A 16,712-nucleotide genomic window follows, 5' to 3' on the forward strand; every position below is an offset into this window, starting at 1 on the left:
AACGCAATGTGGGCTTATTTACCCATCTTCACTTCGCTAACCCACTTATTGATAAGCTGCTTACGGACGTCGGTAGAACCGTATTTATCCATGTCGTAATTGATGAGCTTCAGGTCGTCGAGCTTCAGCGAGTTCGGTGATGTTTCCGCTGTGGTGTTGGTCAGGATCTGATAAGACTTGCCTTTCTTCCACGCCAGTTCTTGTGCTTCTTTTGACAGCACCCAGTCCACGAACAGTTTGGCGTTGTCGAGGTTGCGCGCGCCTTTCAGGATGCTGACGCCGCCAATTTCATAGCCGGTGCCTTCGCACGGAGAGATCAGCTCCAGCGGCGCGCCCTGTTCTTTTTCCAGCGAATAGTCGTGCAGGAAGCCAATGCCGATAGCGGTTTCGCCACGGGCGGCGTTACGTGCCGGGGCAATACCGGATTTGGTGTATTGAGACACGTTGGCGTTGAGCTGTTTCAGGTAATCAAAGGCCTGATCTTCTCCCCACAGCTGGGCGAAGGTCGCCAGTGCGGTATACGCGGTGCCTGAACTTTGCGGGTCGGCAATCTGGATCTCGCCTTTGTATTCCGGTTTGGTCAGATCCTTCCAGCATTTTGGTACCGGCAGATTTTTCTCTTTCAGGCGCTGGGTATTGACGCCAAAGCCGAGAATACCGACATACACCGCTGAAGAGAGGTTGCCTTTTACTTTTGCCGGATCGCGGAATTTCTCCATGACCTGCTCAAGATTGGGAGACTTGTAGGGTTGCAGCAGCCCCATTTCACCCGCCTGAGACTGAGGGTCCAGCGTCCCGCCGTACCAGACGTCCGCCTGCGGGTTTTTCTTCTCGGCATCCACTTTCGCCAGCGTACTGCCGGAGCCGTTGCGGATGAACGAGGTTTTGACGTCATATTTGTCGCCAAACGCTTTGGTTTCTGCTTCGCACATTTCGTTGGTGGCGCTGCAATAAACCACCAGGCGGCCTTTGGCCTGCGCGGCGCCGGTTAAGGTTGCCAGCGCAATGCCGGATGCAATCAGGGTAGAGGTAAGCGTCAATTTCATTGTTTTATCCTTTGACTGAGCGAGGTGGTGATGCCCGCCATCAGCAGCGGCATCAGCAATAAACCCATAAGTACCGCGGCGACCGAGAGCAAACTGAACATGCCCGACCAGCCGTAGCGTTCAATGACCAGCGACAGAGGCCAGCCCGCCAGCGCTGCCCCCAGATAGGCGAACAGGCCGAGAAACCCGGTGATGGAACCGGCCGCCGCTTTGTGCCCGCACTCGACGGCGGCAAGGCCTATCAACATTTGCGGGCCAAAAACGAAAAAGCCCACCGTAAAGAAACAGACCGCCAGCAGTGCGTAATGGTGTACCGGCGCTAACCACAATGCGGCGACGGACACCATCAGCCCCAGCGTGAACAGCAAAATCATCGGCGCGCGCTGGCCGCTGAACAGCAAATCCGACCCCCAACCGGCGAACAACGCGCCGAGCAGACCGCCAACTTCAAACAGCATCACCGTGGCGTTGGCGCTGAGCAGATTGACGCCGTGGCTTTCCGTGAGCCAGATGTTGCCCCAGTCGTTGAGGGCGATGCGGATCAGATAGACCAGCACATATGAGACACCCAGCAGCCAGATCATCGGGTTTTTCAGCATCGTGGTGCGCAACATCTGCCACAGTCCCATCGGCGGGCTTTGCTGCTCCTGTCGCAGCTCCAGCGGGTCATGACGCCATGCGCCGACCGTTGGCAATCCCTCTTCCTGCGGCGTGCCTTTCAGCTGTAGCGTGAGCCAGATACCTAATGCCATGCTGATGATCCCCGGCGCCAGCATCGCCGCCTGCCAGCCCCACCAGTGGGCGGCGAAAGCGCTAATCAGCGGGATAATCGCCCCGCCGATGTTGATCGACATATTCCAGCAGCCCCACCAGAAGCCGCGCTCGTTGCGCGAATACCAGTGGGTCAGCAGTCGGGCGCAGGGCGGCCATCCCCAGCCCTGAAAGAAACCGTTCAGCGTCCAGACCGCCAGCAGCAGCGTCAGCGACTCGCCAAAGGCGAACACCACATTCAGCAGGCCGGTGGCGAACAGGCCGACGCCCATAAACCAGCGCTGCCCGTGGCTGTCGTGCCACAGCCCGGCGGTAAACTTCGACAGGCCGTAGGTCAGGTAAAACAGTGAACCCAACAGGCCGATATCGCCTTTATCGAGTCCGAGATCCGTTTGCAGCGCCGGAAGCACGTAATTCACGCTTTTTCGCGTCAGGTAAAATGCGGCGTACCCGATGACCATGCACATCAGCAACCGCAGGCGTAGCGCCCGGTATCGTTGGTCTGTTTCGTTTACTGGGCGTGGATGCATGGCCGTCTCCGTTTGTACTGACTATAGGAAAGTGAAAACCAAAGGGGATGAGAGAAAGTCCGCAGTGACTAAGACTTTTTCCTGGTCAGGACGTGGTTTGTTGCAAAATTGTGGGCAAGTTAACAATTACCCGCGTGCCGTGCAGCGATTCGAGCGTCAGTTCGCCGCCCAGCGCGCTGACCCGTTCGCGCATCCCCTGAATACCGAATCCCGGCATTTTTTCAGGCTGGATGCCGGTGCCGTTGTCCCGAACTTCCAGATGGAGGGTCTGTTTCTGCTGGCTTAACAGAATCGTGACCTCGCTGGCTTCGGCATGTTTACAGACGTTGTTCAGCAGTTCCTGCAACAGGCGGTAGAGAGTAAACCTGACGGTTTCATTTTCCGGGGTAAGCGTAAGGCGATACTCAAACTGGCAGCGAATCCCACGTTCGGGGAACGCGAATTCGTTGACCAGATGATGCAGCGCCTCTTTAAACGACAGCTCATCCAGCGCGGGGGGACGTAGCTGGCGTAACAGCTGGCGGGTAGAGTGGTGAATACGGCGGGCGAGATCGTTTATCTGGCTGGCGGCGGCCTGCGTCTGCGCCGGATCGCGCGCGCGTTTCACGAGCTGTGACTGGATCTGAATGGCGGTGATGTTCTGCCCGATCTCGTCGTGCAGCTCGCGCGCCAGGTTTTTGCGCGTATCCTCTTCGGTATGGATCAGCTTTTCGGTCAGCGCCCGGCGCGCCGCCAGCTCCGCCTCCAGACGCTGGCGATAGTGGTGCAGGTTTTGCGCCAGATGCTGCTGGCGGCTGATGGCGATCCCAAGACCTATGCCGAGTAGCGCCTGGGTGGCGAGGAAAATCTCCAGCTCGACCAGGTTGTTAAACCCGACGCCGACCTGGCGGGCGATGGTGATCATCATGCTGCCCAGCAGCCCGGAGAGCACGCCGCCCTGCCAGCCAAACTTCCACGCCATCACCACGTTAGGCAGGAACACCACGATCAGCAGCAGGCGTTCAATTTCCGGCGACAGCACCATTTGCGTGCCGATGCCGATAATAAAGAACAGGCTGCACCAGATGATCAGCGAAGTGCGCAGCGGCGGGTTGTTGGTATCCAGCCCCAACAGATGATAACGGTGCTGCTGGCGTAAAAATTCAAATACCAGATAAACAAAGGGGGTGAGCAGCACGCCGCCGGTAAACGACGCCAGGCCAGTCAGCATTGCCGGGCTTTTTATAAAGGGCGACAGCAGGGCGGTATTCAGCAGCGAGGCCAGCGTGACGGCGGCCAGCAGCAGCGTGAGACGCTGCCAGTACAGGGGAAAACGGTGCCAGAATTTTTGTCCGATGCTGGCCGGGATCAGGCAGATCAGCGGCGCCGCCAGCAGGACGTAGCCGCTGAGCAGTTGCTCGCTATGGAGCCATAACGGCATCAGCACCGGCGGCAGTATCAGCGCGGGCCAGTAACGGCGGGAGAGTAAAATCAACAGCGCAAGATAAACGCCGTGCGGCAAAAAGAGCGCCGCCTGTTGGCCGTTATGGGTCAGGTAAAAGCCCAGCGTCCATAGCATCAGCCAACCTGTTCCCCAGGCCAGCAGGATAAACAGTGAGATCACCCAGTAACGCACGCCGCGAGACATCAGTGCCCCGTCAGCAGCTGGTGGTCGAGGGCGAAATGCACCAGCTCGATGGTACTGTGGCACTGCAATTTACCCAGTACGTTAGCACGGTGGACGTGAACGGTTTTATGGCTGAGGTCGAGCTTAAATGCGATCTCTTTGACGCTGTCGCCTTTGACCAGTAAATCAAAAACTTCTCGCTCGCGGGGGGTTAATACCTCCAGAACCTGCGCCGGCTGTTCGCCGCCGCGCAGCGCCCGCAACGCATCGGCGCACAGATAGTGGCCGCCCATACCAACGGAACGCACCGCCTGAACCAACTCTTCCGGCCCGCAGCGTTTGGTCAGATAGCCGCTGGCGCCTGCATCCAGCGCGCTTTGCACAAACGCTGGCGTGTCGTAAATGCTGAGGACGATGGCGCGAAACGTGGGTTTTTGCGCGCGTAGCCGCTTTAACAGACTCAGCCCGTTTTCGTCCGGCATCGCGATATCCAGCACCGCGACGTTAACGTCATCGCGCAATAATGCGGGCCAGGCTTCCGCCGCGCTGCTGTACTGGCCTGCTACGTCCAGATCGTCTTCAAGACTTAATAATTGCGCAAAGCCGGAACGCACCACCACATGGTCATCAACCAGCACCACACGAATCATATGCTTACTCTCTTGCCGAATAATGCCTCTATGATGCCTGCCCCCGCTGCGCTGGCAATCATCCGGGTGTGGTTATGGAATGAATGTAACAAAATCGCAATAATTTGCAGGGTGTTGTTGCCGTGGTAGGCCTGATAAGCGCAGCGCCATCAGGCATGGATTGCCGGATGGCGGCGCAAGCGCCTGATCTGGCCTGCAACTCAATGCTAAATACATTTCCACACTAACCATTCCCGTTTTTTTTCTAAAAACGCTTTGCTATTAGCAAGAATTTTTAATTCCTTTATCAAACTCGGCCGCAACGAAATACTGCCCCCATAACAAGACAGGGGAGCAGACAATAATGGGTATTTCATCGCGTAACACACTTCTCGCCGCACTGGCGTTTATTGCATTTCAGGCGCAGGCGGTTAACGTCACCGTCGCGTACCAGACATCCGCCGAACCGGCGAAAGTGGCGCAGGCGGATAACACCTTCGCCAAAGAGAGCGGGGCGACCGTTGACTGGCGTAAATTCGACAGCGGCGCGAGCATCGTGCGCGCGCTGGCTTCCGGCGATGTACAGATCGGCAACCTTGGCTCCAGCCCACTGGCGGTCGCCGCCAGCCAACAGGTGCCGATTGAGGTTTTCCTGCTGGCGTCAAAACTGGGGGAATCCGAAGCGCTGGTGGTGAAGAAAACGATCGCTAAGCCGGAGGATCTCATCGGCAAACGCATTGCGGTGCCGTTTATCTCCACCACTCATTACAGCCTGCTGGCCGCGCTGAAACACTGGGGCATTAAGCCCGGGCAGGTCGAAATCATCAATCTGCAACCACCGGCGATCATTGCCGCATGGCAGCGTGGCGATATTGACGGCGCTTACGTCTGGGCACCCGCCGTTAACGCGCTGGAAAAAGACGGGAACGTGCTGACAGACTCGGGGAAAGTTGGCGAATGGGGCTCGCCGACGCTGGATGTGTGGGTAGTGCGTAAAGACTTCGCGGAAAAACATCCAGAGGTGGTCAAGGCATTCGCGAAAAGCGCCATCGACGCGCAGCAACCCTACATTGCCAATCCTGAGGCGTGGCTTCAGCAGCCGGATAACATCAGCAAACTGTCGCGCTTAAGCGGCGTGCCGGAAACGGACGTGCCGGGGCTGGTGAAAGGCAATACCTACCTGACGGCGCAACAGCAGGCCGTTGAGCTGAACGGGCCGGTCAATAAAGCGATTATCGACACCGCGCAGTTCCTGAAAGAGCAGGGCAAAGTGCCCGCCGTCGCGACGGATTATAGCCAGTACGTCACCGATCGCTTTGTGCAATAAGGAGGCGCGGATGCTGCAAGTTTCCCATCTCTTTGCCGATTACGCCGGTAAACCGGCGCTGGAAGATATCAATCTGACGCTCGACAGCGGTGAGCTGTTAGTGGTGCTGGGCCCGTCAGGGTGTGGGAAAACCACGTTGCTGAATCTGATCGCCGGTTTTTTGCCTTATCAGCATGGCACGATCCAACTGGCGGGCAAAAGGGTCGATGGGCCGGGTGCGGAGCGCGGCGTCGTCTTTCAGAACGAAGGGCTGCTGCCCTGGCGCAACGTGCAGGATAACGTCGGACTTGGCCTGCAACTGGCGGGAGCGGACAAAACCCGGCGTCGGCATGTTGCGCAGCAGATGCTGAAAAAAGTCGGGCTGGAAGGGGCGGGAAAACGCTTTATCTGGCAGCTTTCCGGCGGGCAGCGCCAGCGTGTCGGCATCGCCCGCGCGCTGGCGGCCAATCCTCAACTCCTGCTGCTGGATGAGCCTTTCGGCGCGCTGGACGCTTTCACCCGTGAGCAGATGCAAACGCTGCTGCTGAAACTCTGGCATGAGACCGGCAAACAGGTGTTGCTCATTACGCATGATATTGAAGAGGCTGTGTTTATGGCGACGGAGCTGGTGCTGCTTTCTCCTGGCCCCGGTCGCGTACAGGAGCGGCTGTCGCTTGATTTCGCCCGCCGCTTTGTGGGGGGCGAATCCTGCCGCAGCATTAAATCCGATCCGCAGTTTATCGAGACGCGGGAGTATGTGTTAAGCCGCGTCTTTGAACAACGGGAGGCCTTCTCATGAGCGTGGTCATCAACGATAAGCTGCGTCAACGCGGGTTGAAATGGCGCTGGCCGTTCTCTCGTCGCATTACCCTAAGTATCAGCACATTAGCGGTGATTCTGGCCGTGTGGTGGAGCGTAGCGGCGTTGCAGTTAATCAGCCCGCTGTTTCTGCCGCCGCCGGGGCAAGTGCTGCAAAAACTGATCGCCATCGCCGGGCCGCAAGGGTTTATGGACGCCACGCTGTGGCAGCATCTGGCGGCGAGCCTGACGCGCATTCTGCTGGCGCTGCTGGCCGCCGTGATTATCGGCATTCCGGTGGGCATTGCGATGGGGCTAAGCCCAACGATACGCGGCATTCTCGATCCGATCATTGAACTCTACCGACCAGTCCCGCCGCTTGCGTATTTACCGCTGATGGTGATCTGGTTTGGGATTGGCGAGACCTCCAAGATCCTGCTGATCTATCTGGCGATTTTCGCCCCGGTCGCCATGTCGGCGCTGGCGGGCGTCAAAAGCGCGCAGCAGGTTCGCATTCGTGCGGCGCAGTCGTTAGGCGCCGGACGAGTACAGGTATTGTGGTTTGTGATTCTGCCCGGCGCGCTGCCGGAGATCCTCACCGGATTACGCATTGGCCTGGGCGTGGGCTGGTCAACGCTGGTGGCGGCTGAGCTGATTGCCGCCACCCGGGGTTTAGGGTTTATGGTGCAGTCCGCCGGGGAATTTCTGGCAACCGACGTGGTGCTGGCGGGGATCGCGGTGATTGCGGTGATCGCGTTTATTTTAGAACTGGGTCTGCGTGCGCTTCAGCGCCGCCTGACGCCCTGGCATGGAGAAGTACAATGAGTGAACGTCTGAGCATTACCCCGCTGGGGCCGTATATTGGCGCGCTGGTTTCCGGCGCGGATCTGACCCGCCCGCTGAGCGATAATCAATTCGAACAGCTGTATCACGCGGTGCTGCGCCACCAGGTGGTTTTTCTGCGTGAACAAGCCATTACGCCGCAGCAACAGCGCGCGCTGGCACAGCGTTTTGGCGATCTGCATATTCATCCGGTCTATCCCCACGCCGAAGGCGTCGAAGAGATTATCGTGCTGGATACCCATAACGATAACCCGCCGGATAATGATAACTGGCACACCGATGTGACCTTTATTGAGACGCCGCCAGCAGGGGCGATTCTGGCGGCAAAAGAACTGCCCTCTAGCGGCGGGGATACGCTATGGACCAGCGGTATTGCCGCATATGATGCGCTTTCCGAACCGTTTCGCCAGTTGCTGAGCGGTTTGCGGGCGGAGCATGATTTCCGTAAATCGTTCCCGGAATACAAATACCGCAAAACTGATGAGGATCATCAGCGCTGGCTTGAGGCGGTAGCAAAACATCCGCCTTTGCTGCATCCGGTGGTGCGTACCCATCCGGTGAGCGGCAAACAGGCGCTGTTTGTGAATGAAGGCTTTACTACGCGGATTGTCGATGTGACGGAGAAAGAGAGCGAGGCGCTGCTTGGATTCTTGTTTGCGCACATCACAAAACCGGAGTTTCAGGTGCGCTGGCGCTGGCAGCCTGATGACGTAGCTATCTGGGATAACCGCGTCACCCAGCATTATGCCAACGCTGATTACCTGCCGCAGCGGCGCATTATGCACCGGGCGACGATTCTGGGAGATAAGCCGTTTTATCGCGTGCCGTAATAGATAATCTCACTATTCGGTTAAGGAACGGTTAGGGAAATGCAGGCCTGGTAAGCGCAGCGCCATCAGGCTCAATGTGGCACCGCGCCGGATGGCGGCGTAAACGCCTTATCCTGCCTGGAAACCCAAATGCGCGCCAATATAGCGCTGATACCTGTTTGCCTTCAGATAGGTTAAATCGACCAGCACCAGACCATCCACGCAGTTGCTGAATGCCGGATCGTTACCGAAATCAATAAACTGCACGCCGCCGGGGTCGCAAAGTTCGGAGTACTGTTTGTAGAGCGGGGGAATACCGCAGCCCAGATTGCCGAGCAGCGATTTCAGCCGCGTCAGATCGTCGTTGTAGCTTTTGCCTTCAAACTGCGCCAGTACGTCCGGCAATGACGCGGGGTAGGGCTGGCGTGATATCGCCAGCGGGTGCGTCGGCGGGAACCACAGGCGATAAAAGGCCACCAGTAAATCCCGCGCATCCGCAGGCAGACCGCCGGAAATAGACACCGGGCCGAACAGGTATCGGTATTGCGGATAGCGCGCCAGATAAGCGCCAATGCCAGACCAGAGATAGTCCAGCCCGCGACGTCCCCAGTAACGCGGCTGGATAAAACTGCGACCCAGCTCAATGCCGTGCTGCATCACTTGCGCCATCTGCTCGTCGTAATGGAACAAACTGTAGCTGTAAAGCCCTTCTATGCCGCGTTTTTCCTGCTGCTGCGCGCAGGGAATGAATCGATAGGCGCCAACAATTTCCAGATCGTCTTCGTCCCATAAAATCAGGTGCAGATAGTCGTCATCATAGCGGTCGGTGTCCCGACGCTTTCCGCTGCCTTCGCCAACCGCGCGAAAGGCGATTTCACGCAGCCGCCCCAGTTCCCGCAGGATGGGGACATCCTCTTTGCCGTTGCGCTGCCAGAGGTAAATGTGCTTCCCGTCGGCGGTGTGCCCAAGGCATTCCGTCTGGGCGAGATCGCGTTTGAGGTGCGCTCTGTCTTCTGCGCGGGCTATCGTACTTTCGGTGGTGAATAACCCAGGGCGTCCTTTACCTAATGCCGCGACGTGCTGACGGCATTTTTCGGCCTGCTCGCGGACGTTGGTTTTCGTGGCGGACCACTGTGTCCAGGCGATTTGTTGGCCGATGCGGAGAGGCAGGCTGCTGCGACGCCGACGAAACATCTGCTGCATCAGGAGCAGCAATGCGAAGGTGGGGGACACCAGGCTGCTGGCGTAAAACAGCGAGCTGTTACGCGCGTTGATATGTACGGGAAGCAGCGGCGTGCGGTATTTCTCCGCCACCCGGATAAACCCGGAATGCCATCGGCCTTCCCTGATTCCCTGCGATGTGAAGCGCGCTACTTCGCCCGCCGGAAAGAAAATTAACGCTCCGCCAGCCTGTAAATGCGCATCTATCTGTTGTAGCGATGATTTTGGCGTGCGCCCGCCGATGTTGTCCACGGGAATGAAAAGTGAGCTGAGCGGTTGCAGATGCGAGAGCAGGCGGTTGGTCACTACTTTCACGTCACGGCGCACACGCGAGATGGCATACAGCAGGGCCAGCCCATCAAGCGTGCCTGTCGGGTGGTTGGCAATGATGACCAGCGGGCCATGTGCGGGGATGTTTTCGAGGTCGTGTGCGGGGATATCGCAGCGTATTTCAAGGTGTTCGAGAACCTGTTCCACCATGTCCACCCCTTTCAGATGGGGATGGCGGGATGCAAATTGCTGAAATTCTTCTTCATACAGCAACCGCCTGAGCAGATTTTTTTGCCAGGGTGTCGGCCTCGCCTGAGGCCACAGGTCGTCGAGTACGTTATCGAGACTAAACATAGCGGCTCCTCCTCCCGTCCTGTGCTGACAGTAGAAGGTACAAATGTCGTTTGTATGACGATGAGGTGACGTTTTGTGACAGCGCCGGATGGCGGCACCCGGCCTACAGATGTCAATTCCGTAGGCCGGATAAGCGCAGCGCCAGCAGGCACCGCAGGTCAGAAAGGATTAACGCAGGATTTTTTTCTCCGCCAGATCCAGCGCGAAGTAGCTGAAGATCAGATCCGCGCCCGCGCGTTTGATCGAGCCTAAGCTTTCCAGCACCACTTTCTCTTCGTCGATCGCGCCCGCCATCGCGGCGAATTTGATCATGGCGTATTCGCCGCTGACCTGATACGCGCCGAGCGGTAATTCGGTACGATCGCGGATATCACGCAGAATATCCAGATAAGCGCCAGCGGGTTTCACCATCAGGCAGTCTGCGCCCTGCGCTTCGTCGAGCAACGACTCGCGAATCGCTTCACGGCGGTTCATCGGATTCATTTGATAGGTCTTACGATCGCCTTTCAGTGCCGTACCGGCCGCTTCACGGAACGGGCCGTAGAAAGAGGAGGCGAACTTGGTGGAGTAGGACATGATGGCCGTATCCGTAAAACCGGCGGCATCCAGCGCCTGGCGAATAGCCTGCACCTGACCGTCCATCGCGGCGGAAGGGGCAATAAAATCAGCGCCCGCAGCGGCGGCGACCACCGCTTGTTTACCGAGGTTCGCCAGGGTTGCATCGTTATCGACGCCGTGTTCGCACAGCACGCCGCAGTGGCCGTGGGAGGTGTACTCACAGAAACAGGTGTCAGACATCACGATCATTTCCGGCACGGTTTGCTTGCAGATGCGCGACATGCGCGCCACCAGGCCGTCTTCTTTCCAGGCATCGCTGCCGGTGTCGTCGGTATGGTGGGAAATGCCGAAGGTCATCACTGACCGAATGCCGGCGTTGGCGATGCGTTCAATCTCGCGCGCCAGGTGTTTTTCAGGAATGCGCATGACGCCAGGCATGGCGTCGATCGCTTTGTAGTCGTCGAGTTCTTCTTCAACAAAAATCGGCAACACCAGGTCGTTTAAACTGAGTGTTGTCTCTTCAAACATGGCGCGCAGCGCAGCGGATTTGCGCAGGCGACGGGGGCGTTGGATTAGGTCTGTCATGGTATGCCTGATGTTTGTGGAATCGAAACGTCGAGTATACCTGAACCTGCCGCGAGGTGTTTTACGAAAGTTGTCCTTATGTGAAGTATTGCGGGTTGCTGTTAATGAAGCGATTAAATATTCGCAATTAGTATTTCTATGAATAAGATTATTTTTGTTAGTGATACATTTATTTCTGGTTTTAATTTTATTAAATGTTGTTTTAAGCTCTTCTGTCCTTTATTTATTGGTGATTTCTTTATTTCTTCATCATATATCATTCAGTTAAATAAGTAACTTCTATTTCCCTTTCTAATTTATTGAAAACTGGCGATTTAAAAAATATCTGTGATTTTGCTGGTGATTTTTTAATTGTCCGCTTTCGGACATTAAACAAAGAATAATTGAACCTTTCAATGCTGACGCCGCATAATCGACCTGCGAAACATAAAATGTTTTCTATGCATTGATAATTGATGGATCAACTATATTACGTCCCTGAGGAGGGATGACAAATGCACTCCTGGAAAAAGAAACTTGTAGTCTCACAATTAGCACTGGCCTGCACTCTGGCAATCACCTCTCAGGCAAATGCTTCTACGGATATTTCTGGAACCACCTACACAACATTCAACCACTATAACGACGCAACCTACGCTGATGGTGTTTATTATGATGGTTACGTAGGCTGGAACAACTACGCGACCGATAGCGTTTATAACGGTGATATTTATCCGGTTATCAACAACGCTACCGTTAACGGCGTAATCTCAACCTACTATCTGGATGATGGTCTTTCTACCAACACCAACAGTAATAGTCTGACAATCAAAAACAGCACCATTCACGGGATGATCACCTCTGAGTGCATGACCACTGATTGCGTGGGTCGTGATGCGACCGGTTATGTTTATGACCGTCTGGCGTTAACTGTTGATAACTCAACCATCGATGATAACTACGAGCATTATACCTATAATGGCACGTACACTGATGGTACGGCGGATACGCATGTTGTTGACGTTTACAACCTGGGTACTGCGATTACGCTGGATCAGGAAGTTGACCTGGTCATCAAAAATAATTCCCACGTTGCGGGTATTACGCTGACTCAGGGTTATGAGTGGGAAGACATTGACGATAATACCGTTAGCACCGGCGTCAACAGCGCTGAAGTGTTCAACAACACCGTCACGGTGACTGACTCTACGGTGACCTCTGGCTCATGGTCAGATGAAGGGACTTCCGGTTGGTTCGGTAACACCAACAACGCGAGCGATTACAGCGATTCTTATACTGCTGATGACGTGGCGATTGCGGCGATTGCGCATCCGAATGCGGATAACGCAATGCAGACCACTGTTAACCTCAGCAATTCTACCCTGATGGGCGACGTTGTTTTCTCCAGCAACTTTGACGAAAACTTCTTCCCGAACGGGGCGGATACTTATCGTGATACGGACGCTGACCTGGACACCAACGGCTGGGATGGCACTGACCGTATGGATGTTACGCTGAACAACGGCAGCAAGTGGGTTGGCGCGGCAATGTCCGTACATCAGGTTGATTCTGATGGCGATGGCGTGTACGACAGCTTTGCTGCGGGCACCGATGCCACTGCGACGCTGATCGACATTGCGGCTAACAGCCTGTGGCCTTCCTCTACTTACGGCATTGACAATAATGACACCGCGTATGGCGAAGATGGTCATGTTGTTGGTAACGAAGTCTATCAAAGCGGCCTGTTCAATGTGACGCTGAACGGTGGTTCACAGTGGGATACCACGAAAACCTCGCTGATTGATACGCTGAGCATCAACAGCGGTTCCGTCGTGAATGTGGCAGACTCTGATCTGGTTTCTGACAGCATCTCCTTGACCGGCGGCGCAGCCCTGAATATCAATGAAGATGGTCATGTTGCAACTGATGAACTGACAATCAACAACAGTACCGTCACGATTGCTGATGATGTGTCTGCTGGCTGGGGCGTGTACGATGCCGCACTGTATGCAAACACCATCAACGTCACCAACAACGGCGTTCTGGATGTGGGCAACAGCACCGCGTATGCGCTGCAAGCTGATACCCTGAATCTGACCAGCTACACCGATGCTAACGGTAACGTGAATGCAGGTGTCTTCAACGTTCACAGCAACAGCTTTGTGCTGGATGCCGATCTGACTAACGATCGTACTAACGACATCACTAAGTCTAACTACGGCTACGGTGTGATCGCGATGAACTCTGATGGCCACCTGACCATCAACGGTAATGGCGATGCCTGGACTGGCGATCAATCTGAAGTTGATAACGTGGGTGATAACGTTGCTGCGGCAACCGGTAACTACAAAGTGCGTATCGATAACGCGACCGGTGAAGGTTCTGTCGCTGATTACAAAGGCAAAGAGCTGATCTACGTTAACGACAAGAACAGCAAAGCCACCTTCTCCGCAGCGAACAAAGCTGACCTGGGGGCATACACCTATCAGGCTCAGCAGGAAGGCAACACTGTTGTTATGCAACAGATGGAACTGACCGACTACGCGAACATGGCGCTGAGCATCCCGTCTGCAAACACCAATATCTGGAACCTGGAACAAGACACCGTTGGTACTCGTCTGACCAACTCTCGTCATGGTCTGGCTGATAACGGCGGCGCATGGGTGAGCTACTTTGGCGGCAGCTTTGATGGCGACAACGGCACCATTAACTACGATCAGGATGTGAACGGCATCATGGTCGGTGTTGATACCAAAATTGACGGTAACAACGCTAAGTGGATTGTCGGTGCGGCGGCTGGCTTTGCGAAAGGCGACATGAGCGACCGTACCGGTCAGGTGGATCAGGACAGCCAGTCTGCCTATATCTACTCTTCCGCTCGCTTTGCCAACAATGTCTTTGTTGATGGTAGCCTGAGCTACTCTCACTTCAACAACGATCTGTCTGCCAACATGAGCAACGGCCAGTACGTTGATGGCAACACCTCTGCGGATGCGTGGGGCTTTGGTCTGAAACTGGGTTATGACTGGAAACTGGGTGACGCTGGCTATGTCACGCCGTACGGTAGCGTATCCGGCCTGTTCCAGTCCGGCGATGATTATCAGCTCAGCAACGACATGAAAGTTGACGGTCAGTCTTATGACAGCATGCGTTATGAACTGGGTGTTGATGCAGGTTATACCTTCACCTACAGCGAAGATCAGGCGCTGACGCCTTACTTCAAGCTGGCCTATGTTTATGACGATGCGAATAACGACGCCGACGTAAATGGCGATTCCATCGATAACGGCGTAGAAGGTTCAGCGGTGCGTGTTGGTCTGGGCACTCAGTTCAGCTTCACCAAAAACTTCAGCGCTTATACCGATGCCAACTACCTCGGTGGTGGTGATGTCGATCAAGACTGGTCCGCGAATGTGGGCGTTAAATACACCTGGTAATTGTTTTTCATGATGAAAACACAGGTGATTTAATCAAAGGAAATGCCCGTCATGGATATGGCGGGCATTAATGCAAGGATGCGCATATGCTGTCTCTGAATAAACCACTTCAGGAATTTAGTAAGCTCGATAAGTGCCTGTCTAAATACGGCACGTACTTTGAATACGCCGATGAAAAGCAGGTTGTCTATTCGAATGATGCCAATCAAGGCGATACGTTTGTCATTTTAGACGGTCTCATCTCTTTGCGCAGAGGGGAGAACGTGCTTATGGGGATAACGCAGGCTCCCTTTATTATGGGTATTGCTGATGGCGTGATGAAAAATGATATCGAATATAAATTAGTCACGGAAAGTCGTTGTACCGGTTATTTTCTTCCTTCTTCCCATGCGATAAAAATCCTTGAGCAACACCAGTTATGGCGCGAAGCCTTTTGCTGGCTGGCATGGGAAAACAGAACTCTGGAACTGCGCGATCTGCAATTAATTGGCAACAACTCGTATGATCAAATTCGGGCGACGTTGATCGCGATGGTTGACTGGGATGAAGGCCTGCGAGCGCGTATTGGCGTGATGAACTACATTCATCAGAGAACGCGAATTTCCCGTTCCGTAGTGGCTGAAGTGCTCGCCGCGTTACGCAAAGGGAACTACATCGAAATGAAAAAAGGCAAACTGGTCAATATCAACCATTTGCCTTCAGAGTATTGATCAGGACGCAGGCACGATCAGCGGTTTATTTCCGCTCAATTCTGTTACCAGGTCGTTGATGCCATCGCTCATATTAGTAAATCGCGTAAGCGGTGAGCGAGTGACGACCACAAAAGCGCCAACGTTGTGTTGCGGAATCATCGCCATATAGGTGATGAAACCACCGCCGCCGCCGGTTTTTTGAATAATCCCCGGGCGTCCGTTTTTAGGCGCCATATAGACCCAGCCTAAGCCCAGCGCATCGGCTTTGCCCGGCACGTCCATACCTGTCACCCGTGTGAGCTGAGTTCGCTGATAAATCAGCGTCTGCATACGATCGGCCTGATTACTGCGATGATAAAAGTCGGATGAGAGATATTGCTGCATCCAGCGCATCATATCTCCCGGCGTGGAATAGACGCCGCCGCTGCCAATTGCTGCCAGCGTGTTGTTACAGGGACTGGCCCCTTTCTCCGCCACCATCAGGCGCTTGCACTGATCGGGGGAGGGGGTAAAGGTTGTGTCTTTCATCCCCAATGGGCGCGTAATCTGTTCTTCAAATAACTGCGTGTAGGGTTTGCCGGATGCGGTTGCCAGCGCGTCAGCCAACAGATCAAACGCAAGGTTGGAATAAGACGCCTGCGAGCCAGGAGCCGCTTTTAGCGTTGCGGTAGAGAGGTAGCTCCAGCGCTGTTCGCGGGTTGGCCAGACAAATACCGGGCGATGCGGCGCGCCGCCGGGTTGCTCACGCGGCAGGGCGCTGGTATGGGTCGCCAGATTCACCAGGGTGATAGGCGTTCCGTTGTAGGTCGGTACGCGCGCCCCGGGCGGGGCATACTTGCTCAGCGGGTCGTGTAATTTCACCGTCCCCTGATCGAGCAGTTTGACCAGCATCTCGCTGGTCATGAGTTTCGTGATAGACGCAATGCGAATAACGGAGTCCAGTTGAGGATGTACGTTATTGCCGGGGCGAGTCTCCCCGAAACTGCGGAACACGCGTTGATTACCATCAATCACCACCAGCGCCATTCCCGTCGCGCCGCTGCCGTAAAAGATATGGTTGGCATAACGATCAACGATATCGGAAGCGAAAACCGGATCGGTGATTGGCTGTGCCGCCTGGACAGATGTCAATGACGCCGCGCACAGCACGGCAGAAAAAAGCAGACTACGTTTCAACGGTTGTGTCCATCAGTTAAATGAAAAAACTATGCGTATTTATACTACCTGGCGGCGCGTTGCAAAGCGCTAAAAAGACAATAATAGTGTGAAAAACGTAAC

At 55.2% G+C, this 16,712-nt stretch carries 13 protein-coding genes; 6 read left to right on the plus strand and 7 right to left on the minus strand.

Features of this window, described 5'->3' with window-relative positions; all coding sequences use genetic code 11:
- Positions 1-14: 14 nt before the first annotated feature.
- The 4 genes from OGX75_RS15640 to OGX75_RS15655 all read right to left on the minus strand — a co-directional run bounded on the left by OGX75_RS15640 (position 15) and on the right by OGX75_RS15655 (position 4,603).
- Positions 15-1,046: an ABC transporter substrate-binding protein gene (locus tag OGX75_RS15640; RefSeq protein ID WP_012133638.1), complete on the minus strand. Its 1,032-nt coding sequence runs from the start codon at positions 1,044-1,046 to the stop codon at positions 15-17.
- A complete protein-coding gene (uhpC, locus tag OGX75_RS15645; protein ID WP_024130613.1) occupies positions 1,043-2,347 on the minus strand; it encodes an MFS transporter family glucose-6-phosphate receptor UhpC in 1,305 nt (434 codons plus the stop codon). Before uhpC ends, OGX75_RS15640 begins: the two co-directional genes overlap by 4 nt.
- 85 nt (positions 2,348-2,432) lie before the next feature.
- Positions 2,433-3,974, minus strand: a complete 1,542-nt coding sequence (locus OGX75_RS15650; protein ID WP_012133636.1) for an MASE1 domain-containing sensor histidine kinase — start codon at positions 3,972-3,974, stop codon at positions 2,433-2,435.
- Positions 3,974-4,603 (minus strand): response regulator transcription factor, encoded by a 630-nt coding sequence (locus tag OGX75_RS15655; protein WP_047458568.1) that lies wholly within the window; start codon positions 4,601-4,603, stop codon positions 3,974-3,976. The genes OGX75_RS15650 and OGX75_RS15655 overlap by 1 nt, the downstream gene beginning before the upstream one ends.
- A gap of 343 nt (positions 4,604-4,946) precedes the next feature.
- Here OGX75_RS15655 and tauA point away from each other — a divergent pair, with 343 nt between their 5' ends.
- Genes tauA through tauD form a run of 4 tightly spaced genes read left to right on the plus strand, consistent with a single transcriptional unit; the run spans position 4,947 to position 8,359 of the window.
- Positions 4,947-5,909: a taurine ABC transporter substrate-binding protein gene (gene tauA / locus OGX75_RS15660; protein WP_012133631.1), complete on the plus strand. Its 963-nt coding sequence runs from the start codon at positions 4,947-4,949 to the stop codon at positions 5,907-5,909.
- 10 nt (positions 5,910-5,919) lie between these two features.
- Positions 5,920-6,687 carry a taurine ABC transporter ATP-binding subunit gene (gene tauB / locus OGX75_RS15665; protein ID WP_286450923.1) on the plus strand — a complete coding sequence of 256 codons (768 nt, stop codon included), beginning with the start codon at positions 5,920-5,922 and terminating at the stop codon, positions 6,685-6,687.
- On the plus strand, positions 6,684-7,511 hold the full coding sequence (tauC, locus tag OGX75_RS15670; RefSeq protein WP_012133629.1) for a taurine ABC transporter permease TauC: 828 nt from the start codon (positions 6,684-6,686) through the stop codon (positions 7,509-7,511). Before tauB ends, tauC begins: the two co-directional genes overlap by 4 nt.
- Positions 7,508-8,359, plus strand: a complete 852-nt coding sequence (gene tauD / locus OGX75_RS15675; protein WP_286450925.1) for a taurine dioxygenase — start codon at positions 7,508-7,510, stop codon at positions 8,357-8,359. Before tauC ends, tauD begins: the two co-directional genes overlap by 4 nt.
- A 108-nt stretch (positions 8,360-8,467) precedes the next feature.
- Here the strand turns inward: tauD and olsF are convergent, their stop codons facing one another.
- Positions 8,468-10,183: a bifunctional ornithine lipid synthase OlsF gene (olsF, locus tag OGX75_RS15680; protein WP_058668685.1), complete on the minus strand. Its 1,716-nt coding sequence runs from the start codon at positions 10,181-10,183 to the stop codon at positions 8,468-8,470.
- Positions 10,184-10,351: 168 nt separating this feature from the next.
- Positions 10,352-11,326: a porphobilinogen synthase gene (gene hemB, locus OGX75_RS15685; RefSeq protein WP_012133626.1), complete on the minus strand. Its 975-nt coding sequence runs from the start codon at positions 11,324-11,326 to the stop codon at positions 10,352-10,354.
- Between the two features lie 494 nt (positions 11,327-11,820).
- Here hemB and ehaB point away from each other — a divergent pair, with 494 nt between their 5' ends.
- A complete protein-coding gene (gene ehaB / locus OGX75_RS15690) occupies positions 11,821-14,742 on the plus strand; it encodes an autotransporter adhesin EhaB (protein WP_286450926.1) in 2,922 nt (973 codons plus the stop codon).
- 86 nt (positions 14,743-14,828) lie between these two features.
- Positions 14,829-15,452 carry a hydrogen peroxide resistance inhibitor IprA gene (gene iprA / locus OGX75_RS15695; RefSeq protein ID WP_047458555.1) on the plus strand — a complete coding sequence of 208 codons (624 nt, stop codon included), beginning with the start codon at positions 14,829-14,831 and terminating at the stop codon, positions 15,450-15,452.
- On the opposite strand, the gene ampH is transcribed toward iprA, so the two are convergent.
- The gene (gene ampH, locus OGX75_RS15700) at positions 15,453-16,610 is read right to left on the minus strand and encodes a D-alanyl-D-alanine-carboxypeptidase/endopeptidase AmpH (RefSeq protein WP_049011959.1); all 1,158 of its coding nucleotides are present in this window, start codon (positions 16,608-16,610) and stop codon (positions 15,453-15,455) included.
- Between the last annotated feature and the right edge of the window lie 102 nt (positions 16,611-16,712).

Origin of the sequence: Citrobacter sp. CK199 (assembly GCF_030333285.1) — a bacterium.
GTDB lineage: Bacteria > Pseudomonadota > Gammaproteobacteria > Enterobacterales > Enterobacteriaceae > Citrobacter_B > Citrobacter_B koseri.

Coding starts and splice junctions, on each gene's coding strand:
- OGX75_RS15640 (WP_012133638.1), bottom strand. CDS start 1,046: ATGAAATTGACGCTTACCTCTACCCTGATTGCATCCGGCATTGCGCTG.
- uhpC (WP_024130613.1), bottom strand. CDS start 2,347: ATGCATCCACGCCCAGTAAACGAAACAGACCAACGATACCGGGCGCTA.
- OGX75_RS15650 (WP_012133636.1), bottom strand. CDS start 3,974: ATGTCTCGCGGCGTGCGTTACTGGGTGATCTCACTGTTTATCCTGCTG.
- OGX75_RS15655 (WP_047458568.1), bottom strand. CDS start 4,603: ATGATTCGTGTGGTGCTGGTTGATGACCATGTGGTGGTGCGTTCCGGC.
- tauA (WP_012133631.1), top strand. CDS start 4,947: ATGGGTATTTCATCGCGTAACACACTTCTCGCCGCACTGGCGTTTATT.
- tauB (WP_286450923.1), top strand. CDS start 5,920: ATGCTGCAAGTTTCCCATCTCTTTGCCGATTACGCCGGTAAACCGGCG.
- tauC (WP_012133629.1), top strand. CDS start 6,684: ATGAGCGTGGTCATCAACGATAAGCTGCGTCAACGCGGGTTGAAATGG.
- tauD (WP_286450925.1), top strand. CDS start 7,508: ATGAGTGAACGTCTGAGCATTACCCCGCTGGGGCCGTATATTGGCGCG.
- olsF (WP_058668685.1), bottom strand. CDS start 10,183: ATGTTTAGTCTCGATAACGTACTCGACGACCTGTGGCCTCAGGCGAGG.
- hemB (WP_012133626.1), bottom strand. CDS start 11,326: ATGACAGACCTAATCCAACGCCCCCGTCGCCTGCGCAAATCCGCTGCG.
- ehaB (WP_286450926.1), top strand. CDS start 11,821: ATGCACTCCTGGAAAAAGAAACTTGTAGTCTCACAATTAGCACTGGCC.
- iprA (WP_047458555.1), top strand. CDS start 14,829: ATGCTGTCTCTGAATAAACCACTTCAGGAATTTAGTAAGCTCGATAAG.